This is a genomic window from Aurantimonas litoralis (assembly GCF_026153195.1).
GTDB lineage: Bacteria > Pseudomonadota > Alphaproteobacteria > Rhizobiales > Rhizobiaceae > Aurantimonas > Aurantimonas coralicida.
In genome coordinates this window covers 65165-88386 of sequence record NZ_JAPFBM010000003.1, presented here as the reverse complement: position 1 = coordinate 88386, position 23222 = coordinate 65165, and the positions used below count along the sequence as shown (strand labels likewise).

Genomic DNA, 23222 nt, shown 5'->3' with positions numbered 1-23222 from the left:
GGTCATTCCTCCTCGAGCGTGCGGATGAAGGCGGTGACCAGGGCCGAGCCATCGGTCAGCGCATATGGGGTGAAGCCGGCTTCTTTCTTGAAGAAGGCCGCATCCTCAGAGGTGTTCAGCACGACCCGTCCTGCACCAAGTTCGGCCAAGCGTTCCGCCAGCTTGGCTACCGCCCCGGCATTCACCGCATCGCCCATGTCGCGGGCGGGCGAGCCCTCGGGCAAGACCAAACCCGAAGTCAGCAGCCCGCCATCATTCATCAGGTGATAGGCGACCGCCACCTTGCGGCCGATCAGCGGGTCCATGCCGTCACCCTCGCGCCGCATGGGCCGCGCTATCATATCGGCGTAAAGCCCTGCCTGCAGATCCCAGCCCGCCTCCATCCGCTGCCGTCGGCCCTTGGTGCCGCTTTTCTTGTGATCGATGATCAAGAGCGCACCATCAGGCAGTTCAAGGATCGCGTCGGCCTTGCCATGCAGATTGATGCCATGCGCCTCACCGGCCAGCCAGATTTCATTGCCGATGATCTTGGCATTGAGCGCCAGCAAATGGTCGCGCCAGCGCAGGGCCGCCGCCATGATCTCACGCTCCAAACCGTGGCGCTCCATCTCCCATGACGGGCTGCGCAGATAGCCCGCGTGACGGGTGAGCGCGCGGTCATAGGCCTCGGCGATCAGTTCTGCCAGCGCCTCGGTTTCCGGGAACGGCTGATCCTTCAGGAAGACATGCTCAAAGACATCATGGGCGATATTGCCCCTTGCCATCACGTCGAGTTCTTCGGTCGACCAAGACATATCCTCGGCCCCAACCTCGGCCAGAAGCCAGGCGAGCGGGCTGACAAGCAGCGTCTCGAGCCGTGAGGGCGATTGCGGTTTGGCGGTGCCGTCATCGCGCCGACGAAGGGACAGAAGGTCTTGCCCCGGGAAAGCAAGCTCCTCAGGCAATTCCGCGGGTTCCGGCACCGGCATCAGATGGTGATACGCAATCGGCCATTCCGCAGGGCTCTGACGCGACAGATCGGTGATCAGATCGCTGGCATCCTCAACGCCCGCCACCGCCCGCGCCACCAGCGACAACCCGGCCGAAGGTTGCAAGCGCCCGCCCGCCAGATCGCGCCATGGGATGAGGAAGGTGACGCTGCCGGAAACCGCCTGAAGCTGTTGATCAAGTAACGCGAGGCTTTGCGCCAGCCCCTCGGCCCGACCGCGAAGGTGAACGCCGGTTCCCGCGTGTATCGCAGCGATCTCGCTGTCAAGAAACAGCGGATTGGCACGCGGGCGAGTTGGGTAAAGCCCGTCGGTGAAATCGCTGACGATCAGATGGCGGCATGGGCGCCACGGGCTTTCATGCGCGGACCAGAGGCTGACGCCTTCAAGATTGCGGTCGGGGTCCGCAACCATGGGCGGCGCGATCTGAATGCCACGCAGAATTATCTCCCAATCCGGCGTGCCTTCGCCGGCGGGGACAGTCAGCCGCGCGCGGACCTGATCGCCTTTTCCGATCCGCTCGCAGATCCGGTCCAGCAGGAATCGCAGCTGCGGCAAGCTGCCGGCCGAGGCGCGGATATCGTCCCACAGTTTCTTATGTGCGGGCGTGTCCGTGAGGATGGCGCCTCGGAAATCGCCACCCATGAGGCTTTCGGCAAGATCGCGCCCGGTCTGTGCCGCCCAGGGCATCAAGGGAGAAAGCACGAGGCTCGCCAAGACCATAGCCGGAGTTGGCGGTCGCTTGGCCAGCGCCAGATGTAGCGCGGTCTCGCCAATGACATCTCGCTCGGGTAATTGGCCCGGAAGGCCCGAGAGCGGCACTCCCTGGGCTGAGAAAGCGCGCGCGATCTGGCGCAGATCATCGCCCGACAGCACGGCGATTTCACGGGCCGAAACGCCGGACTCAATCAGCGCCCGGGCTTGGGCGGCGGCGAAATCGGCGCAGGCGGCGGGATCGCGCAAACCATAGAACGCGAGGCTGTCATCCAGAACCCCGGCCTCGGTATCCTGCGCTGAAACACCGCCCTGCAGCGCGTGCAGGCGGCTGCCGATTGCGGCCCGGGGCGTATAGGCGCTTGCGGGAACAGTGCCGAACTCGTCCCGCAACCGGGCAAAAAGCGCCTGCAGCGCCGCAGGAGCTAGAGGATCCAGCGAACCTTCAACCACCGGCAACGAGCCCAGGAACGACCCATGCGGCAGGGCCAGCACATGGGAAATCGGTGCCAGCCCCTCTGGCAGCGCATCCCCCAACCTTTGCCACAACGCGACCAGCGCCAAGAGATGCCGCTTGGCGCGGCTGTCTGGCAGGTGATCGACGTTCGGCACCTTCAGATCCGGCGTGGCCAGCACAAGATCCGTCAGCGCGGCGGTCACCGCCGAGATCGTCTCGACAGGCGCATTGGCAAGACTTTCGGCCCAGACCGGGTCAGGCGCCTCGGCAATGGCACGCCCCGGCGCCCATTCGGCAGAAATGGGGGCAAGGGACAATTCGGCAAGACCGGTATCGGTCAGGCGGTATTGCAGGCCGGAGCGCGGATCAGTGACGAGGAAGGGGTAGTGCATGAATGGCCTGCAATCTGCGGATCAGGAAAACTGTAACGAGGATGAGGGCTTGGGCATCGAGGTCGACTTCTTGCTTCCCGCCGAGCGCGTAGCCGAACCTGCACCGCCAACACGGTCGACGAAGCTAAAGGTTCTCGACATAAGTCACGTAGAAACCACGGACCATCCGGTGCTCCTGCATCCGTTCTCCCAGCGAGAAACCGTTCATCTTGCGAGGCGTTGGCTGGAAAATATCCAATCCGCGATCCAGAACCATCTTCCAGCCAGTATCCGTCGTGATGTCGCGTGCATGGAGAGTGCCGCTCCCATCGAAGGCCCATGTGAAATCGACGCCCGTGCCTGTGCAGGCTTCAGCAATCCCGTCCAGGCACTCTCGCTGCTCCTGAATGTTCCCATCGTCCGGAGCCGTGACAAGATGCACAGCGATCTGATCTTCAGGCTGTTTGCGCCTAATCAGCATCTCGATCAGTTCCATCACGTTGCGCGCCTGATGGAACTTCCGGATATAGGGGTCTGTGATGATGATCCGCGTCGCGCCATCCGTCCAAGGACCAAAGATCTTGTCGAAACTGATGCCCTTGCGGTTTTCTGTGAAAACGACATGTCCGGGAGTTGGGGGGGAGTGCGGGGCAGCGGTAACGGTAGGCGCTGCGGAAGCAGCCGCCGTTGAGACCGGCGCTGCCAGTACCGACCCAATCTCTTGTTGATTCACACCGTCACTTCCATCGTCGGCTGATCGACGGTGGTAGAACTGGGGGAACTCCTCTTCCTCGAGCGTGGTTACGGCGCGTTTTGCGCCATCAGAGGCGATGTAATGGAAATCTGCTGCCTCAAAGGTGCTGTCGATCCGCAGGAGCTGGTCCTTCACCCGCTTGCGGCATTCAATCGCAAACCGCAGCAGCTCTTCAACTTCGGCTTCTGTCTCGCCTCCATTCGGGAAGATCAGCTTCAGCAGGCCTGACATGGTCTTGTTGATCGCGGCGCGGTCCCGGATATGGGTCTGAACCGGAATGGTGAAATAGCGATCTGGCCGGTGCGAGAAGTCCTCCGCACGCAGATGGCGCAGGATTTCGGCGAGATAGTCGACAATGAACCCATAGCCAGATGTGAACATCTCACCCCGGATGATGTCGACCTCCCATCCAGGCAGATAGGCGTGCAATCGATCGATAAAGGCGCTGTCGTGGAACTGCGGCGGCAAAGCTTCGAACAGGTCCGTATTTTTCAGCATCCAAGGCACGTTATGGTCCGTGTTGCCGACGAAGGCGAAGCTGGCCTCGGCGCCCATCGGATTTACACCACGAGAGAACTGCTTGTTTGCCATGTAGTTCTTCATGATATCGACGAGCGCCTTGTTGGCCGTCTTCTCGCGGCCGGCAAATTCGTCAAAGGCCACGACATCCCAAAAGCCGACCAATCCGATCCGGCCATTGGAATTGTTCACGAAAAGCTTGGGAACCGTGATTTCACCGCCCGAGATCAGCTGACCATGTGGTGAAAACTCGGAATAGATATGAGATTTTCCTGTCCCCTTGGGACCAAGCTCGATGAGGTTGTAGTTGCGCTCAACAAATGGGACCAAGCGCAACAGTTGCAGAAGTTTTGACCGGCGCCCGAACAGTGACGGGTCAAAGCCGATGCTCTGCATCAGGAGATCGATCCATTCCTCGGTGGTGAACTTGTCCCGCGTCTCGCGATAACCATCATAGTCGACACGGGCGATCTGGATCGGCTTCAGCGTGTCGATGATCCAAGGAGAGATCCGGCTGTCTTCCGAGAATTCATACTGCACATCGGCGATGCACCAAATACCCGTAACCAGCAGTTTCGGGTGCGCCTTTACCGTGGCGCTGTCGATGGCAACCCGCTTGATACCGAGGTTTTCAAAGACCGCCTCATAGGCATCGGTCTTTTCGTTCAGCGCCACGCTAACCTGATCGATGACCTTGTAGCGGCCACGCTCCTTGATCGTTGATTGTACCAACCCCGCTTCGGAACGATGGACGTAGTGCTTGCGCAGGATGTCCTTGACCGTTTCAATGCCTGTCGCAATCGAGGCTTCGTCATCGGTCGCGCAATATTGGCCGAGAAGGTATTCGAGCACATAAGTGGGGACAATGGCGTTCCCCTTCACGGCCTTCACCAGGTCCTTACGGACCACGAAACCGGCAAAATGCTCATTGATCTTGTCATCAAGGGTCGACATCGGCACCTCAGAAATCGAAATCTGTACTGATCCCGCGTTTCAGCAGCAGCGGCTGCGAAGCGTGATCTTCGAAATGGCTGGTCTTGCCGATGCGCGTTCGCAGCTTCAGGAAGACTGTCTGATTGTTATAGGCGTCTGCCGCCTTGGACAGCAGGAAGCTCCGCGACAGCTCGCGCTCACGCGGGTTCTCGGACGTGAAATCGAATTCCAACTCGGCTTCGTCAGAGATGAGTGTTCCATCGTCAGCAAAGATGGCTGCATGCACCTGCCGGAGCTGCTGCTTGTCGGTCACTGGCTCCGCCTGATAGAAAGTGACCTGGATCTGGCCCGTGGTGATCTGAGCACGGGGTGGCGGAATGATCTGCACCGAAACCTGTCCGACATCCTCCTTGCGCTGCTTGCCGACACGCAGGACCGGCAGGACGATCTCCTGCAGGCTCGCCCCGCCATGGACAAAGCGGCTGCCCGATCCTTTGACGCGCAGGCGGTTGATCGAGTTCGGGATCAGAATGTCCTGCTCACCTTCCAGCCCAAGCTGTGCAGCAGAGAACTTCTTCATGCCGCCACTGCTGTTAAGGCCTCGGCCGATCACGAAGCGCCGGTTTCGTGTAACGATCTCGCCTTCCGGCTCGCTCACCGCGAAGCCGCTCTCTTCCAGAGCCTTGTGCTGCCACAGGAAGCCGTGATCGGCGGTGATCAGGATGTTCGAGAAATTGGCCGACGTCAGCTTGCGCACCAGCTTCACCAGATCCTCAATGGCAGCCTCTGCCGCAGCCGGGACATTTTCCTCCGTGGCGAGCTTGTCACCGATCGCGTCGATCTGGTTGTGGTAGAGATAGAGGGTGTCATGATCCCGGAAGAGGTCTTTGCCCTCTGACGATCCAAGGTTCATGAAATCCTTGGCCGCAAGCACCTTTACCCGGTCTCCAGCCCGGCCAGCAGCCAGCGCCTTCTCGCGGGCGGCGGCGCCCATGGTGCTTTCACCGTCCAGAAGCACCAGATCGTTGTCATCGCGGATCGCCAATTGCCGGTGCGGCAAGAGCGCCGCCATACCTAGTTGGGTATAGCTGGGCAAAGCTCCGATCATCGGCTTCAGATCGGCATCGAACCGGTTGAGTTTGCGGATCTCGCGCAGCGCCTCTTCGGCTACCTCGTAGCGTAGCGCGTCCGAGATGATGACGACGACCTTCTGGTCTTTGCGTCTGAACTCCGCGGCCTGTTCGCGATAGAAATCTACCTGACGCGGAAAGCCCGGAATCGTCCAATCCGTCAGGCGGGCAATCTGATCCTGCCAGGCGTCGTTGAGCTTCAGCACGAAATTCGTGGTGTAGCGGTTCTCGACCGCATCATAGAGCGCGGACAGCAGCCCGGACTGACCGCTTTTCTGCATGTGATAGATGAACTTGCGATAAAGCTGATCCAGTCGGAACCAACTCGCGGAATAGCGTTTCACGCCATCGGACAGGCTGGTCATCGTCAGGTCAGCCTCGGCGAGCGCCTGCTGGAACTCGGTCGCATAGCCGATGGCCTGATAGACATCCGCGTAGCTGCTATACCAATGGCTCTGGCGGCGGTCGCGCACCCATTTCAGCACATCTGTCGCGGACAGGCTCTGCCGGGCCAGCCCCTCAACGATGGCGACGACGATCCGCCGATCCACTTCCTCGAAATGATCATGCGGGATTAGGGTACGGAAATCGCGTGAAGCCAGATTGTCCCTGATCTTCAGTACGTCCTGATAATCGCCCGACAGCTTCTCGAACGTTTCACCCCACCGGCGCGAGGCGCTCCAGCGGCGGAACATCAGCGCGGCATCCGTGTTCAGGGGGGCAGCTTCTCCTATGGCCCGCGCCCAAGCGCTGGAAAACAGCGTGATGGCGAAATCCTGAAAATCCGGCGCATCCGCCGCATAGCCATAACGTGCTGTCACTTCCTTCCAGAAGAACTCTGCCAGCCCGACCCGATCCACCAACTTCAGCGCCTCATCACGGCCTGCAGCCAGCTCGGCCAGCAACGCCTCGATCACCGTATCCAGATCGCCATCCGCACCAGCGCAGACCGCCAGCATCTTGCGGCGGACATCGTTGGCGCTTTGCGATGGCCGCTCGCGCTCGATGGCGCGCAATGCTTCCAACCGTTTTCCGGAACGGTAGAATTCGGCGTGATCGCGCACGGCCGCTTCGTATTTTGCGGGGATGCCGAGATCCGCGACCCATATCGCCGCCTGATCGGCGCGGAAGACAGCACTCGCCAGTTGCACATCTAGCAGCCAGTTCTCGGGCATCGGCGGCTCGGGGCCGTCCTTGTAAAGCAGGAACCGCGCTTTCGGCTCCTGCCGCAGCATGCGGTGTTTCAGGCCAAATTCGTTGTTGGCGATCTCCACCTTGGTCACGCCGGGCAGGACCACCACGTCGAACGCCGTGCGCAGATCACGGGCGGCGTCATACCAGAAGACGATGCGATGCCCCTGATCCTCATAGAGCCGCATCAGGCCGGAGGTGATGCGGTCAGTCATCCGCAGCCTCCAGCCCCTTGATCAGCTTCAGCGCACCGGCGAACAGCGGGTAGTTACGCTTCACGCCGTCATCCAGATCGATGGCGATCTTCTGCTGCGCCATCGGATAGACGACTTCGCGTTCCCATTCGGTCAACTCGGCAATCTGTTTGATGACCGTGGCTGTTTCCTTCTGCGCCTTTGTTTGCTGGGCGGGCGTGGCGGCAGGATCTACAGCCAGCTTTTCCAGCCGGGTGCGCTCCACCTCCAGCTTATGGATGAACTCACGCACATATTGGTTCAGCACGACCGAGACGGTGTCAGGCCGGTAGCGGTGCATATAGATCAGCGCATTGAAGCTGCCCTTTGGGCTGGAGAACATCCAGTAGATAGGGCGCTTCTTGTAGCGACGCACATGATAGTCGAAGAAGTCCTTTGTGAACCAGCGGCGCAGATCCTTGCCGAGCGCCGCCTCAACGAAGGCAAGGTTTTCGCGGAACTTCGCTTCGCCAAAGGTGACGCGCAGGAAATCGCGGGCGCGGGTGACGATGTCATCGGCGAACCAGTCGGCATCCAGCACCGGGATGACATTGTCGCGGTCTGGCGCGAAGCTGGGTTCCGGCACACCTTGTTTTTGCAGGGCGGCCAGATACTCCTCGATCCCTTCGCCCTGATTGGCGAGGATCAGGCCCGGAGCGTCGAGGCTGTAGCGCCCGAACATGCAGCCCACCGCATAGTGGAGGAATTCGGCCACCGTATCCTCACGCAGCCGCGCCTCGCGGTCCTCTTCCGAACCCTTCACGCCATAGCGATAGGCCGGGTTGCAGGTAAGCGTGATTTCCTCGATCGGTACTTCGGGGGTGAGTTCATCAGCCAAGCCATACGCGTCGATGAAGATGCGGTTGTTCTCTTCCTCCAGCCGGTGCATCTCAACGGTCATGCCCTGCCAATGGGCACGGAGATTGGCGTAGCTGGCCGCCAGCGTGTCAGCCCGGTGGTCGGGCGAGAGCAGCGGCAGCGTGGTGAAATCCCAGGAGGTTTCCTCCGAATCCCAGTCCGATTTGGACAATTTCACAAGCCGACGACCATTTGATTGGGCTGCCAGATCTTTCAACGTTGCCGGGTTTACTGGGATGGCCTGAACTTGCCCTCCTTCATAGTTAATTGTCGGAGAGAGCTTTTCGATAAAGGGGAAGGATGTCTTGCTGTTGAGTTGGGAGGCCAATGACATCATGGTTTCTTCGTCAGTAAAGATGCTTGGCCCTGCGACATCGAAGATGCTACCGGGGCTGTAGTATCGGATTGCGAACTTCCCGGTAGAAACTTTCGACCAAGAGATAGACGCTCGAAAGAAGAATTCTTCGCTGACGATGCGTCCACCACTGGCGCCCTCGGCAGCTTTCTTGATCTCTTTTCCGTCATGCTGCCAATTAACAATTGTGCCGTGGTTGCCAAACCAACGCCGGAACAGCCCACCTTTGTTATAAGGAAACCACTTTATCTCCGATTCTTTGGCATCCAAACGCGTCGCGGCGTCAAGTTTCAGCGCAGAAACTGGGACCTCGAACCATGATCGAGTGAAGCGGACATTGTCGGTTGTTGACATCCCATTCTTAACCTCGGCGAAATCGCTGACCGACGAGCTGTCCGCGAAGGCAGCGCCGACTGCATCTGAAATCCAGTAGGCAATTGGCTTTCCAGGAAGTACCTCAAAATTCTCTTGATGGGTAAAGTGAACTCTTCCCTCGGCTCTGTATCGCCTGAACACGGCGTCCTTGTCAGCTGCCTGTGGAGCATCATTCAAGTTTATAAATGAGCCGATTTTCGGTTCGGTTGTCGTTCGAAGGACGAAAGCCGCAGCCTGAGCGACTTTAGAGTTAAGTTCCGGGAAACTATTGTACCCGATCTGTATCAGCGATGAAATTTCTGCTTCGCCAAAAATCTTGCCGCGAAGTCTTTCATATGCAGATAGGAACAACCAACTCTGCATCGTCACGAGAGCAGAGCAACCTCCAAGCCGGGAAAGTCTCATGTTTCTGTCTATGAACATCGAGAACAAGTCGGCTTTGCTGTTCGGATAGTTCTCTTTCGAGAATGCGCTCAGTGCACCGTTCACGCTGCCAGTGCCCGCATAGGGCGGATTGGCTACCACCACGTGATATTTCGGCGACAGCGCCTCGGCCATGCGTAGCACGGCTACGACACGTGCCTGCACCTCCTTCAGCAACAGGTCGGAACCGAAATCCCGCGCCTCCACTACGCGCAACGTCTCCGCCGGGTCGCGCAGTTTCGGCACGATCAGCGAGCCGAAGTTCTTGGCCTGCTCGAACTGCCCCAATGTTTCGCGCAGTTCATCGGTGAACAGATCCTTGCCCACCACGGCGGCCACGTCCTGCATCTCGGCAGGCGTGAAGCGCACATCCTGTAGCACGACGATATCGGGCTTTGCCTCCATCCGCAGGAACCGCCGCCGCCCCAGCTTCGCCGCCGCCTTCATCGACAGTGCAAATGCCGCCAGCGCTCCGGCGCGGTCGTCGATCTCGATGCCAGTCAGGTTATGCCGCAGGATCAAGCCGGGGATTTCGGCCGCGTCATGGCCTTCCTCGGCATAGATTTCATAGAGCAGGTCAAAGGCGTAGGTCAGCATATGACCCGAGCCGCAGGCCGGATCGCAGATGCGGATATCCTCGGGCCGGTTGATGCGCAGAAAATCAGTCTCTGGCTCTTCCGGCGCGATGTAATAATCCATCTTCGCCGCCAGCCCGGACTGCGGACGGTTCAGCAGCCACAGCCGCCCCAGCGAGTTTTCCACCAGATAGCGGACGATCCAGTGCGGGGTGAACAGCTGCGTCGCGGCAGGGATATTCTCCGCCGTGATCTTCTGGTTCTTCTTCAGGCCCGCAAAAACCTGATCCTTCTTCTCGCTGATGTAGAACTGATAAAGCCAGCCGATGATCTCGACATCCTGGCAGGCATCTTCCGTCATCACCTCCCGCAGGCGGGCAAGGATGCTGTCCGGCGACAGAAGATCGTCGGGCATCAGCAGTTCGGTATAATCCTCGGCCCGGTCGAGCATGTCGGCGCGCTCGAACATATAGGGCATCGCGCCGTGCCATTCGTTGCAGGCATGGATCAGCAGCAGCCGATAGGCTTCGGCCTGTCCGTCATGGGCGGGACGGGTACCATTCAGATATTCGGCAATCTCCGGCCGGGCGCGGTCCGGCAGATTGCCCGCCATCGCCTCGGCCAGAATTTCGGGCCGGGTGGCGCCATCGGCGGGCGATACCACGCGTGGGTTGGTCAGCCCCGTCACATCCATGAAGCGCAGCGCGGTGAAGCGGTTGAACCAGGTATAGGCGGCCTGTTCGATCACATGGGCACGGTTGCTTTTGGCGGCCGCTTCCAGCCTGGCAATTGCCTTGGGATGTTCGCGGCGGGCCGCTGCGCCCTCGGCCAGCACCATCTCCAGCCGGGCGGTGACCTGATCGATCAGCAGATTGCGCGCACTTTGCGCAAATTTCTTGAGCGCGTTGGTATCCATCAGACAATCACTTTCTTGCCCGCACCGATCTCGGCCAGCAGGGTCTTTTTCATCTCGTCGAGGTAGCGGGTCACATCGTCCGCATCTTCGAGATAGGCTTTCCCGATAGAGACGGTGATCGACTGGGCGTTGACATACTGGGGCTTTGCCGGTGCCGGCGGCACATATGGCTTGGCCGGGGCTTCGGCCACGCCACCTGCAGGTTGGGGCTGCGCCGCGGGCGTCGGCGCCGGTGCAGGCGTCAGTTCGGCGACCCGGGTCAGCGTATCGGCCAGAAGGTTGGAACGCACCTCGGTCGCCCGATGGCGCAAGGCCGGGATCAGGGTTTGCGAGGCCACGGCGGATTTCTGCGCGGCAAGCTCATCCCGAATACGCGTCTGCTGCTCTGGCGGTAGCGCACGGAATTCCGAGGTCTGGGTGGTTTTCTCGGCCACTCCTTCAATCGCGGCGATGACGGCGTTGCGCTCGGCCAAAACCGTTTGTTCGATGCGTTCCTTCAGGGCGTAGAAATCCGCCTTCAGTTCCTGAATCGCGGTGCCCTTGAAGCACTGCGGATCGGCTAGCGCCTGACGCAGCGCATCGGCGGCAGAATCCTCGGCAAAGGTGACGTTCTGATCCTGCGCCGTCAGGAAAGCGCGAACCTCGTCATAGATGCCCTTCTGCGGTCCGGACATGAAGCTACGGATCTTGTCGAGGATATCCTCCTTGGCATCCAGCAGCTGATCTTCCTGCCCAACCGGGCCGGTAATGAACCAAGTCGCCGACTGATCACGCATGCTGTCGAGCAGAGTCCGCAGAGGATCGAGAGCTGCAATAAAGGGGTAGCCGGTCGACTGCCGGCCAAGACCCTCCAGTTCGCTAGTCAGCTTGCGCAACTGGGCCTGCCACTCCGACCCAAGGCTGCGCGCGTCATTTCCAGAGGCGGGCAGATCGAACAGTGCCTGAAACAGTTCGCGCGATTTGCGGATCTGGGCAGCAGTGAACTCGATCTGCGGGGAAAGCAGAATGTTGCCAAGGGCATGGCTGTTGCGCAGCCCCTGCACCAGCGCATCCCCTTCCAGCAAAGCACTGTCGGCCCGAGCCTCAAGCTTGCCGCGCGCGACAAGGCTCGCGGTCAGGCAGAGAACCGCGATGGCGGGCCAGCCATAAGGTTTTGCTCCGAACTTCTCGACCAAAGCTTTGACCGAGACCCGCGTCCCAAGGCGCATCTGAGCCTGAGCATGATTCAGCACGTCCTGCTCGGCTTCGGTCAGACCGCTGCCTTCGCCGCCAAAAAGCCCGCCATCAACGCGTCCGGCTCGTCCAAGATCTGCTTCGGTGTAAGTGGCACCGCGCAGGACAGGCAGGCTGGTATAGACCTTGTCCACCAAGACCTGGAAACCTTTGACCAGCCGATCCTGCGGATCTTCGCCACCGATCTCCAGCTCGGCACCGCGCACGAAGAGCCGAGCATCCGCGATAAGGCCGCGCAGCCGCTGCACCAGTTCCTTTTCGCGCCGCGTATTCTGGTCACGCTTTTCCGCAATGATACGATCACGACCGGGTTGGGCATCCCCGCTGGTGACCTGACGCGCAAATTTTACGGTCTGAAGCCAGAGGACGAGATCGCGCGTAAAGCGCACATCACGCCCGAGCAGGACAATCATCTCATCGCTTGCCATGCTGTTCGAACGAACCACATCCGGCGCGTCGGAATCGTCGCTGAACGGCGAGATGATATTGACGGAAAGCTCATGTTCCCGGTTCAGGCTGTGGCCATCAAGCTTGCGGGTGAAAGCGTAATCGACACCCGTGCCGGCATGCTTGATCTTGCCGTGACGGAGGATCGCGCCGAACGCCAGTTCATCTAGCTGCCGTTCTATCTCGGCGGGATCGACGGCGATTGCCTTGATCTCGGCCTCGACGTCCTTTTCCTCATTGGTGAGGAATTCATAGACCTCGCCGTTGCGCTGGATCAGCGTCTGACGCTCCAGAAGCGACAAGGCCTCCTCGATATTGCGGCGCTGCTCGGTCTGGTCCGCCTCGAACCGGGACAACAGGAGGATCGATATGTTGCGGGCAGTCGGTTTGAATTCCTTGACGTATTTGACAAGGAACAACACCTTCAGCACCCGCACGGCAAAATCATCGCCAAGGTTCTTTTCAGCCAGTTGGATTGACTGCTGAACCGATGATTTCAGGGCGGTGCGAATCCCCTCAAACATCAGGTCAAAGGTCGCCAGCCCCCCAACCGGCGTGTCGGCTAGCTTTTTGGCCACCTCCTGAAACACCCCCAGCATAGAGCGTTCGCCGACCGAGCTGTGCTTACCCTCAAACGCGTTATGCTGCGAGAGGCCCATGATCGCGCGCTGGAACAGGTCATACTGGTAGTTCGGGAACGGGTAGCTCGCGACGAACTGGTCTTTTCCGGAGAAGTTCCTGAACTTGAAAGAATTATCGCCGAAATCGAACAAAGTGCGCAGGTTGTTTTCCTCAGCATCATAAAGATTGCCAAGGGTGATCTGACCAGCCTCGGTCTTGGCCAGCAGACGGCGCTGGATGACTTCGGCCACATCCTGAGAGTTCAGCGGCATCCGGTTGGCAAAGCGCGCCTGGATTTTCGAGAAGTCATTTTCTTGCTGCGCCGTCAGATCCCCGATGACCGAACCCATGTCCTGCTGGGCGGTGACGACAATCCAGGCCTGCCCCTTGCACTTCGTGTTCAGGCTTTCGGCAATGGTTTGCAGGTTCGTCATGAGCTTGACGTTGTCGGCGATATACTGCCCCACCTCATCGACGAAGAAATTCAGCCGGAACTTCGGCCCCTGCGCATCGATCCACGACTTCACCATATTGGCGAAATCCTCGATCGAAACCTTCGTATCCTTACGATACTGGCCAAGAATATCCTTGACCTCATCGCCCGTGACCTCGGCAAAGGCGGCGGCAATGTGCTTACCTTCCATCAGAGCCTGTTCGCGCCCGCGCTCCCAAGGCTTTCCGGAAGATTGCGCAAAGGCCGCCTTGAAGGCATCGAGCTTGCCGCGACTGTCGAGATCACGCTCGAACTGCGCGATATGCGGGAGCTTGCCATAGTAGCCGCACATCTCGTCAAAGACCTTCTGGAAGACTGCAAGAAGCGCATCGACATCCGCCTTCGAGATCACATCCGCCTTCTGGTCGATATTGAACAAGACCGACCGGGATGGAATCGACACTGCCTTGCGCAAAGCCCCCGCCAGCATCGGGTTGCCCGCAAGCTTCCGCTCAAAGATTTCGACGGCACGCTGCCCTTCGACCTCGTCATTCTCCAGCAGAAGGGCGAGCATCTTCAGCAGGTGAGACTTACCTGACCCGAAGAAGCCAGAAATCCACACGCCGTTCGCGGTATCATAATTGTTGTAGGCGTCGAGGAATTGCTCCAGCCGAGCGCCGATCTCATTGGTGATGACATATTCATCGAGCTCGGTCAGGAGGCTGGCCTTGTCGTCAGCCTTGATCACCCCATCGATCGAACGGTCGACCGGCTTGGCAAAGATATCACGCAGAAAAGTAGCCATCGGTCAGACCTCGTAATTCATGATATTGAACGCGCGGTAGTATTTGTCGTCATGGAGTAAGCCGAACAATTCCAGCGATGCTCCTGTCGCCAGCGCGTGCGTGTATTTTCCCGGAAAGAACATGACCGTCGGGCGATCTTTCGCGGTGCTTTGCAGGTTGTTGAGTACGTTGTGCGACCGCAGGTAGGGGTAAACCTCGCCTACGCCTGACAGGAAGATCACGTCGTGCGGGACTTCTTCGATGTGCCGCGCAATCTCTGGAATGAGGTGTGCCTGCGGGTCCAGAACCCCCTGCAACAGTTCCTTGAGCTCCGCCTTTTCCGTTTCGGCTTCAACCTCAAGGATCTGCTCGAAGATACCCCGGTCTTCGAGGATCCTGATCGAAAGGTCATAGAGATCAATATCAAGTACGCGCACACCGGCGTGGCTCAGCCGGGCGATCAGATCCTCGCGATCCTCGCCTAGGCTCAGTCCGTCTTCGGCATCAAAAGCGCAGATAAAAAAGGGAACCTCGTTTCCCAGCCCTTGCTTTTGCAAGAACCGATCGCTGGAAACTACCCTGAATAGGTGCTCGGCGCGGGCGCGCCGATCAGTTTTCGTGCCCACCATTACCCCCCATTTCCGGGAAAGACCTGCAAGTCCGCCGGATTACTCTCCTCAATCAGCCGCTTCATGCGCCCCGATAACCAAATCGGCTGAATTCTACCCTCGACGCTTATCAAACCAACTTCACGTAGTATCCGAAACAAGACCTGACGCAATTTTGCGCAGGTTGAAGCTGAAAGAGCGGCGAGGCCGGGATCGCTTTCAGCCTTCTCCGCGAGAAAGCGGTCAAAAACCTCATGGCCCAGGTCGAGCCGCCATGATTGGTAGCGTTCGCTGATCACCTCGACTGCGAATTCGTGGACAAAACGATAGGTCCGGCAGACCGCCAGCCACATCATCGCCTGCTGCTCGGCGCGGTCAGCCTCTACCGACAGGTAATGACGTTCGGCATCGGAGAGATGGCCTATCCGGTCGTACACTTCACGAAGCGCGCGGGTTTGCGAGGCCAGTTTGGGTAAGGATGACGCGCCCTGGGCCAGCAACCGCTCACGAGCAGATGCCCAGTTCTCACCGGGTTGATAAGCTTGAGCAATCACGATGCTCTCATTGAGCATCAGCCCGCCCACGCCAAAGGACATCCGATATTTCGCTGCGGCCACCATCATTTAGGTACCGCCCCGCTTGCTGTGTCAGCCTCATCGAACTCATGCTGCGCACGCTCAAGGGCGGCGGCAACCTCGTCTTCGTCAGCCGCAACGATATGCTGGGTCCGGGGATCACGCAGCCTAGCCCCATCAAGGAGTCCTAGCCGCTTGAGCACATAGAACAGCATGGCGTAGCGAACTGTCAGCACAGCGCGCCCGTCCGCCATGTTGTAATCCTTTGCGACCACCGCCTGCTGACCGACCGACAGATCAGGATGCGGCACAAGGGTGATATCGAAGGTTTCCTGCCACAGCCGGTCCTGTGCCGCAGCAGCACCTGGCTCGCCGAACTCGCCGAATCCAAGGACACGCGAGAGCAGGAAATCCTTGAAGCGCTCCGTCTCATGGCACCAAGCCCGCACATGCCAGCGCAGACCATCAAAGCCGAAGGCATGCGGGGTGATACGCCGCCATGCCGGATCGGGCCGATCGCGGTTCATGGATTGGTAGTGAAGGTCCAGCGACCTTTCCTCCCGCACTGCCGCCAGAACTGAACGCAGAACTTCGGTATCGACCTTACGGCGCAAAGTCAGAGCGATATCCATGTCAGGCGGGGCAGCGAGCCAGTTCGCCCCGGCGTCGGCGAAACCTTCCGCCATCGATCGGAGCCGCATGAGATAGGCGTCCGGGTCCGGGTCTAGAAACACCGGCTGAAATTCCGGGCCGGCTACGTAGCGGCGAGCGCTTTTGTCATAGACCGCATTCTGCGGCGCACGCTCCTGATAATGGGTCAAGTCCTTTGACGCCTGCGGAACGGAGACGCCAAACGTATCGATCAGGTCAGAGCGATTGACACCCCCCTCCCAGAACAGGCGGAATTCGATGAACTCCAACCGCCTCTCGACACCCCATTTCAGCATTGCTCGTCCCGCCGCACTTGAAAGGATAAAAAGTATATGGGACACCTTGTGATGTCCGTATATTTTCTATTCTAACAAACCTCAAACTGTCAAGCCCGAGGAAGGCCGGATGCGCACCGTGTCACCGTGCACAAACACGGCGGGGCAAAAGCGCTATCGAAGTCGATCAGCCTGGACGTGGGCAGGGCCACGACATCTTCGATACCGACACGGTCGATGTCGATTGCAGCCAATGCTACGGCGTGATCGTACAGTGCCGTCAAACCCTATTTTCGCCGGGCCAGCCCTGTCAGCGATCGTGCCAGGCTCAGCAGCCGCCGAGACGCCGGATTGTCGTTTTGCGCGGACCAGACCATGCTGAAGGGCAGCACCTCATCCGCAAGTTCCCGGTAGGTGATCCCTGGAAACTGGGCGACGGTCGTTGCTTCGCTCGTCAGAGTGAGGCCGCGACCGAGAGCGACCAGCGATAGGATATTGTCGCGGCCGACCTGCTGAGACTGAATATCGAGGTGGCGGCCGAGACCGGCAAGGTGAGCAACCAAATAGTCGTGGATCTCCTGACCCGGCGCAACGTCACTCACAATGAACCGCTCGGAGACCAAATCGCCCCATCCAAGTTCCGGCTTGCCCGTCAAAGGGTGGTTATCGGGCAGCACCACGAAAACCTTCTCGCACCATAAATGCTCCGCCTCACAGCCATCCCATGCCGCGGTTCCCGTGATGAATGCGACGTCCAGACAAAGTTTCCGGACAGCCGCGATGTGCTCGGGCGGATTGCCGTCAATAAGGTCGACCTGCACGTTCGGGTGGCGCGTGCCGAAGGCACGCAACAGATCGAACAGAAATCCTGACGCAAGGGACGAAAATATCCCGACCTTGATCAGCCCTTGCTCCGCCCGGCCAACCGCCGCCACCTTGGTCACCCCAATGTCGATCTGGCGAAGAGCATGGCGAGCGTTGCGCAGGAATTCCCGCCCGGCGACGGTCAACCGCACCCCGCCAGAATGCCGCATGAAAAGCGACGCCCCGAGTTCATCTTCGAGATCACGGATTCGTCGGCTGATGGAGGATTCCTGCACCGAAAGCGCGGCAGCAGCCTTGCGAAAACTCCCATAATCGACGGCGGCAACAAAATATCGCAACTGGTTCAGCCGGACCGCAGATGTACCGGGTTTCCCCTCAACGGCCTTTGTGAGGCTATCATCAGGCGAGGTCTGATTGTTCCCGGTCACAGCCATGGTGCATCATCCGAAACAGCGTTCGGTTTCTGACGGGCACCCCGCCATCATCAACGCGAAAATCGATCTGTGTGCGTTCATCGGCTCTCCGCACATCCTCAAACTAAACGACGTTCAGTTACCGAATGCTGCTTCTTGACTTCCGGCCCGTCAACGAAAAAAGTAAATGTCGTTTAGTTTTCACGACAAGTTGCAACAGGCATCCGAATGGCCCGTCCCCGGAAAGAGCAAGAACTTGATATTGCTCGTCGCGCGATCGACGAAACGATCCGGCTGCTGTCAGAACGTGGCGACCTCGACGTACCGCTGACTGCGGTCGCGCATGCCATCGGTTGCACAGCGCCAGCACTTTACGGCCATTTCCGCAACAAAAGCGCCTTGTTGCGCGCCGTTCGGGACGAAGGTTTCAACCAGCTCTACAGAGAAAAGCTGGCCGTCTTCCAGCAGATGCGCGGCAATCCATTCGGCTATTTGCGTGATGGCAGCTATGCCTATGTCCGCTTTGCCCTGGAAAACCCCACCCTGTACAGGCTGATGTTCACACCGCCGCCACGGCTCGGAGTCAGCGACGATCCATGGTCGAGCGAAGCTGGAAGACAGATACTAAATCTATTGCTGACGGGACTTCGCTGCTCTCAGGACCAAGGCTTTTTGCCCGGCATGGATCTGAGCCGTTACAGCTTTATGTTCTGGTCAACGGTACATGGTGCGGTAAGCCTCACCCTTCAGAACCGGGAAATGGATCAGACTGCCAAATGGGATGCGACACGAAAGGCCGTCGATACGTTGATGGAAATCATCGCCGCGACGCGCCATGACTCGCTCGGCACCTCATGAGCGAGACCTTCGGGCGCTGGCAAAGCCCCGATCTGTCGCAATGAACCGTTCCAGCATCGGCACAATCAGCCTGACAGGATCGGCAGCGGGCTGGCCGGTTTCGCGAGCCAGCACTTCTGCATAGGCGGCAAGATCGCGGTGCAGCGGCCCCGGCAGTTCCACCGTCACCTTCACGGGCTTGTCTTCGATGAGGGGGCCGAGTTTCAGCTTCGTCATGGTCAGTTCCTGTAAGGTTCGAGTACGAGATCGCGGGTAACGATGACCCTTACCGGGTAGCCCGGCCGGATGGTCAGGGTCGGCGCAACCTGCAACTGGCGCTGGACGATCTGTTGCCCGGCCTGATTGATGGTATCCTGCGCTCCGTCGCGGATAGCGCGAATCAGACGATCCTCGTCGTCGGTCGCCAGTTCCGTGCCGATGCCGAGCAGCGTGGACAGCCCCGCCGCCTTCATCAGATCCCACCAGTGGTAATCAACGCCATCTTCCAGCCCGGCATAGCCGGAAGCGTCCGCACCGGGCTGGCGCTCCAGCACGATGGAGCGGCCATTGGGCAGGATCAGGCGGTTCCAGACCAGCAGCACGCGGCGCTGACCGAATTGCACACCGGCGTCATACTGACCGATGATGCGCGTTCCCTGCGGGATCAGGAGCAGGCTGCCGGTCGGGCTGTCATAGACATTTTCCGTGACCTGCGCGGTGATCTGGCCGGGAAGGTCCGAGCGGATGCCGGTAATCATCGCCGCCGGGATTACGGCCCCTGCCTGAAGGATGTAGGGCGAGGCTGGCGCCATGATCCGATCCATGGCAACGGTCTGCCGTTCCACCGGCCCATTCAGAAATGCCGTGTGGCGGTCCTGTGTTGCGGGCTGGCCACCAAGGTCAAGGCCAGCAAGGCCCGGCATATTGGAGCCAGGCGTCGTCGCTGATCTCTGCCCCGACTGGAAGAACACGGTGCTAAGACGTGCGGCTTCTTCCTCGGCAAGACGTCGCTCCTCGGCAGGATCACGGGTTGGTGTTGCCATAGTGGGCGGCGTAACGGGTTGCCCCCTGTTCTGGGCGTCGAGGATCGGGCCACCGAGATCGCCCGGCAATGCCGGCCCCAAGACCGGCCCGGTATAATCCTTCGGCAGACCCGCCAGTCCATCTGCCGTGGCGCGGTTCTCGGTCGAATAGAGTTCTTCACCGTTTCCGCTCATGTCGCGCGTCTGGAGCGCATAGATCAGCGCCCCGCCGATGCCGAGGAGCGCAACAGCCCCGGCACCGGCCAGCATCTTGCGCGACAGGCGCGTGACGCGCGGCGGCTCAGCACGCAGACGCATCGGCGTTGGGTTGGTAGTAGCCTCTTCACTCATGACGGTTGCTCCCCGGTTTTAGCGGGCTGGGCAGCTTGCCTTTGCTCGATGCGAACGATCCTGACCGTCTGCTGCTGTTTGCCGCTACCAAGACGCAGCTCAGCCGCTCCGAACAGCCGATCGACGATCAAGATGTTCTGGTGGATTCGGCTGTTGACGATCTGGGTCTCGCCCTCGGAACCAATGACGAAGATCGGCGGCATCTCTCCCTGCACGATGCCGCGCGGGAAAACGACATAGACACGGCGGCCATCGTCGAAGACGGAAATCGGCCGCCATGGCGGCGTATCTCCGGTCAGGCCGTAACGATAGTTGCGTGCCGCCTCGACCGGGATGATGGGTGCTGCGGGAACGGTCTGGCGCTGACCGGCAGGCAGCGCCGGATAAGACCAGGATACGGACGGCATGTAGAGCGCCTCACGGGCGCGCAGCTCGATCATGTAGGTGCGCCGATCGGTCGTCACCACGAGATTGGTTGAGATGTCGGGTCGGGATGGTTTGACGAGAATATGGACCCGGCGCGACGTACCGCTCCCGCTCTCGGTATCGCCAATGATCCAGCGGGCGGTGTCTCCCGCCGCGATCGGTCCCGCGCCGGTCAGGCTTTCGCCCGGCTCCAGCGCAATATTGGTGATCTGGCCCGGTGCGGCATAAACCTGATAGAGCGCGCCTTCCGACCAGGGATAGATCTGGATGGCGTTATAGTAACCCTCGCGGCGCGGCTCGACGCGGGCGGCGGCATTGGCGTTCTCAACCCGGCCTGCCGGTGTTCCGGCAGCGGTTCCGCCGCGTGCGACCGTCCAGGCCGGCGGCGTGTGAAGCGGCCGAGGCCGGTCATCGGTGACAGCGGTCGGCACGACGGGCAACGCCGGCACATCGGCATCATAGCTGAACTGCGGCGTCTTGTTGGTGGCGCAGCCTGCCAGCATGGTGACCGAAAGCAACAAAGCTGCAAAGGCGGGTTTACGGAAAACCGGCAAGGCGGAATTGCGGGAAGACGCGATGGTCATTGGCTCATCTCCCGCGACCATGAAATTGCATTGACGTAGATGCCGAGCGGATTGGCGCGCAGACGCTCGGCATCGCGCGGCGTCTGGATCACGATGGTCAGGATCGCGGTCCAGCGCTCGGTCGTGGAAAGCTGCCCGTTCTCGTAGTGGCGCTCGGTCCAGGCGACTCGGAAGCTGTCGTTCGAGGCGCGGATGACGCTGGAAACCTCGACTGCGATCTGCTGGCGGCCGACACGGGTGAACGGATCATTGGCGCGGGCATAGTCGTTGAGCGCGGCCGCTCCCCTATCCGTGGTGAACTCATAGGCGCGCAGCCAGTTCTGGCGCACGACGATGGCATCCGCCGGGATCGAGCGCGTCTGCTCGATGAAACGGCCAAGATGGAAGGCGATCTGCGGATCGGTCGGACGGTAATCGGCGGTGGCTGCGGCGACGGTCTGGGCTTGGCCGAGATTATCGACCTGCACCACCCAGGGCACGACGGTCCCTCGCGCCGATTGCAGAACGAGCGCGGCAGCGAAGCCTGCCGAGAGGATCAGCGAGCCGAAGGCCATATAGCGCCAGTTCTTGGCCTGCACGCGAGCCGAGCCGATGCGCTCGTCCCAGACTTGTGCGGCTTTCTGGTAAGGCGTCTCGGGTTCGGGCGATTTGCCGTAATGGGTCGCTGGACGTCTGAAGATGTTCATGAGCGGTCACTTTCGGAGATGTTGACGGAAGAGCCGCCGCCGTGGCTGTCACCGGAGCGGACGGCATGGGCGGCCATGGTCGTGCCGTGATTGAGCGCCTGGCGGCGGTGCATCTGCTGCGCCCATGCAGGCGGGCCGCCCGCCGGTGCGGAGGCGGGTGCGGCAGCGCCAGCCACACTCGCACCGCCAATGGTTCCCTGCGAGGACGATCCACCGGTGACGCCGAGCCCGGCGCGCGCGCCATCGGAGAAGCTGGATTTGACGCTTTCCGCTGCTTTCGAGGCCGTCCGTTTCAGAGGCGCTGCGGCTGTGGAGCCTGCCGCGCGGGCAACACCGCCGAGGCCGGAGACAACACCGGCAGCGCCTGACTGGCCGAGCGATCCGACACTATAGGCGGCGCTCGCCGCACCTGCGGCAGCAGCACCGCCACGGACAGCCGCAGCTCCACTCGACAGCGCCGCTGCCCCTCCCTTCGCGGCCATGCCTGCGGCAGCGCCGCCGGCAAGCATCATGCCGCCAGCTGCAAGGCCGGTTCCAACTGCTGCACCTGCGCCAAGCTGCGGGCCGCCAGAAACCAAACCGGAAGCGATGCCAGGACCGAAGATGCCGAGGCCGAGAAGGGAAAGGGCTGCCAGCACGATCGCCATGGCGTCGTCGATGGTCGGCGTTACGCCGCCGAAACCGGCCGTAAACTGCGAGAACAATGTCGAGCCGATGCCGATGATGACGGCGAGCACCAGCACCTTGATGCCGGAGGAGACGACATTGCCAAGAACGCGCTCGGCCATGAAGGCGGTCTTGCCGAAGAGGCCGAAGGGAATGAGGACAAAGCCCGCCAGCGTAGTCAGCTTGAACTCGATCAGCGTGACGAAGAGCTGCACGGCGAGAATGAAGAAGGCGAGCAGTACCAGCGCCCAGGCGAACATTAGGCAGGCGATCTGGATGAAGTTCTCGAAGAACGACCAATAGCCCATCATGTCCGAGATGGATTCGAGCAGCGGGCGACCGGCATCGAGGCCGGTCTGCGCCACCTTGCCGGGCCGCAGCAGATCGGCGGCGGAAAAGCTGGTGCCCGAACCTTTCAGGCCAAGACCTGAGAAGCTGTCGAAGATGATCTGGGCGAGATTGTTCCAGTTGCCGATCAGATAGGCGAAGACGCCAATGAACAGCGTTTTCTTGACCAGCCGGGCGATGATGTCGTCGTCGGCACCCCAGGACCAGAACAATGCCGCCAGCGTTACGTCGATGACGATCAGCGTGGTGGCAATGAAGGCGACCTCGCCACCGAGCAGGCCGAAGCCGCTATCGATGTAACTGGTGAAAACACCCAGAAAGTTGTCGATGACGCCGGTGCCGCCCATGGTTCACTGTCCCCCGTTCTGATGCGGAGCGGCGGGCACCGGCGTCCGGCCGAGGAACCGGTCGCGGTTCTCGGCCCAGGTGGCGAGGCAGCCGGGATCGTTCACGGCGGCCTCGCCTAACTGCTGGCAGTGGCGCAGGCTCTGGCGCAGCGGATCGGCAGGCGCCTGAAGCGCCGGGGCCGGACGGGGCTGCGCTGGTTCGTCCTCGCGTGTCATTTCGATCACCGTCGCGGTGATGGCGATGGCCACGAATATGATCGCGCCCAGCCGGGCCAGCATATTGCCGTCCATGTCGCGCC

16 protein-coding genes are annotated in these 23222 nt (G+C 60.3%); 1 reads left to right on the top strand and 15 read right to left on the bottom strand.

All coding sequences use genetic code 11. The annotated features are described in order from the left end of the window. Positions 1-2: 2 nt before the first annotated feature. The 9 genes from N7I30_RS07885 to N7I30_RS07845 form a co-directional block, all read right to left on the bottom strand. Positions 3-2549: a PD-(D/E)XK nuclease family protein gene (locus N7I30_RS07885; protein WP_498637944.1), complete on the bottom strand. Its 2547-nt coding sequence runs from the start codon at positions 2547-2549 to the stop codon at positions 3-5. A 124-nt stretch (positions 2550-2673) separates the two neighbouring features. Beyond that, positions 2674-4755 carry a BREX system Lon protease-like protein BrxL gene (gene brxL / locus N7I30_RS07880; RefSeq protein WP_498637943.1) on the bottom strand — a complete coding sequence of 694 codons (2082 nt, stop codon included), beginning with the start codon at positions 4753-4755 and terminating at the stop codon, positions 2674-2676. 7 nt (positions 4756-4762) lie between these two features. Further along, entirely contained in the window at positions 4763-7270 is a 2508-nt protein-coding gene (gene pglZ / locus N7I30_RS07875) for a BREX-1 system phosphatase PglZ type A (RefSeq protein WP_498637942.1), read from the bottom strand. After that, complete coding sequence (gene pglX / locus N7I30_RS07870; RefSeq protein ID WP_498637940.1) at positions 7263-10790, bottom strand: BREX-1 system adenine-specific DNA-methyltransferase PglX; 3528 nt, start codon at positions 10788-10790, stop codon at positions 7263-7265. The genes pglZ and pglX overlap by 8 nt, the downstream gene beginning before the upstream one ends. Further along, the gene (brxC, locus tag N7I30_RS07865) at positions 10790-14329 is read right to left on the bottom strand and encodes a BREX system P-loop protein BrxC (protein ID WP_498637938.1); all 3540 of its coding nucleotides are present in this window, start codon (positions 14327-14329) and stop codon (positions 10790-10792) included. The genes pglX and brxC overlap by 1 nt, the downstream gene beginning before the upstream one ends. A gap of 3 nt (positions 14330-14332) precedes the next feature. Then, complete coding sequence (locus N7I30_RS07860; protein ID WP_010336175.1) at positions 14333-14938, bottom strand: DUF1788 domain-containing protein; 606 nt, start codon at positions 14936-14938, stop codon at positions 14333-14335. Then, on the bottom strand, positions 14938-15540 hold the full coding sequence (locus N7I30_RS07855) for a DUF1819 family protein (protein ID WP_069709526.1): 603 nt from the start codon (positions 15538-15540) through the stop codon (positions 14938-14940). Before N7I30_RS07855 ends, N7I30_RS07860 begins: the two co-directional genes overlap by 1 nt. Further along, entirely contained in the window at positions 15537-16439 is a 903-nt protein-coding gene (locus tag N7I30_RS07850; RefSeq protein WP_009450526.1) for a BrxR family helix-turn-helix transcriptional regulator, read from the bottom strand. Before N7I30_RS07850 ends, N7I30_RS07855 begins: the two co-directional genes overlap by 4 nt. 266 nt (positions 16440-16705) lie before the next feature. Beyond that, complete coding sequence (locus N7I30_RS07845) at positions 16706-17677, bottom strand: LysR family transcriptional regulator (protein WP_498637935.1); 972 nt, start codon at positions 17675-17677, stop codon at positions 16706-16708. A gap of 207 nt (positions 17678-17884) precedes the next feature. Here N7I30_RS07845 and N7I30_RS07840 point away from each other — a divergent pair, with 207 nt between their 5' ends. Next, on the top strand, positions 17885-18514 hold the full coding sequence (locus N7I30_RS07840) for a TetR/AcrR family transcriptional regulator (RefSeq protein ID WP_498637934.1): 630 nt from the start codon (positions 17885-17887) through the stop codon (positions 18512-18514). On the opposite strand, the gene N7I30_RS07835 is transcribed toward N7I30_RS07840, so the two are convergent. From N7I30_RS07835 to trbK-alt, 6 genes are read right to left on the bottom strand one after another with little or no spacing between them, the layout of a single operon-like run. Further along, positions 18509-18730, bottom strand: a complete 222-nt coding sequence (locus N7I30_RS07835) for a DUF2274 domain-containing protein (protein WP_038148826.1) — start codon at positions 18728-18730, stop codon at positions 18509-18511. The two genes, N7I30_RS07840 and N7I30_RS07835, sit on opposite strands and share 6 nt — an antisense overlap. A 2-nt stretch (positions 18731-18732) precedes the next feature. After that, positions 18733-19833 carry a TraB/TrbI/VirB10 family type IV secretion system protein gene (locus tag N7I30_RS07830; protein ID WP_498638472.1) on the bottom strand — a complete coding sequence of 367 codons (1101 nt, stop codon included), beginning with the start codon at positions 19831-19833 and terminating at the stop codon, positions 18733-18735. A 29-nt stretch (positions 19834-19862) separates the two neighbouring features. Next, entirely contained in the window at positions 19863-20876 is a 1014-nt protein-coding gene (gene trbG / locus N7I30_RS07825) for a P-type conjugative transfer protein TrbG (protein WP_498637932.1), read from the bottom strand. Continuing rightward, complete coding sequence (gene trbF / locus N7I30_RS07820) at positions 20873-21562, bottom strand: conjugal transfer protein TrbF (RefSeq protein WP_498637930.1); 690 nt, start codon at positions 21560-21562, stop codon at positions 20873-20875. The genes trbG and trbF overlap by 4 nt, the downstream gene beginning before the upstream one ends. After that, positions 21559-22923 carry a P-type conjugative transfer protein TrbL gene (gene trbL, locus N7I30_RS07815; RefSeq protein ID WP_498637929.1) on the bottom strand — a complete coding sequence of 455 codons (1365 nt, stop codon included), beginning with the start codon at positions 22921-22923 and terminating at the stop codon, positions 21559-21561. Before trbL ends, trbF begins: the two co-directional genes overlap by 4 nt. 3 nt (positions 22924-22926) lie before the next feature. Further along, a complete protein-coding gene (gene trbK-alt, locus N7I30_RS07810) occupies positions 22927-23214 on the bottom strand; it encodes a putative entry exclusion protein TrbK-alt (RefSeq protein WP_498637928.1) in 288 nt (95 codons plus the stop codon). Between the last annotated feature and the right edge of the window lie 8 nt (positions 23215-23222).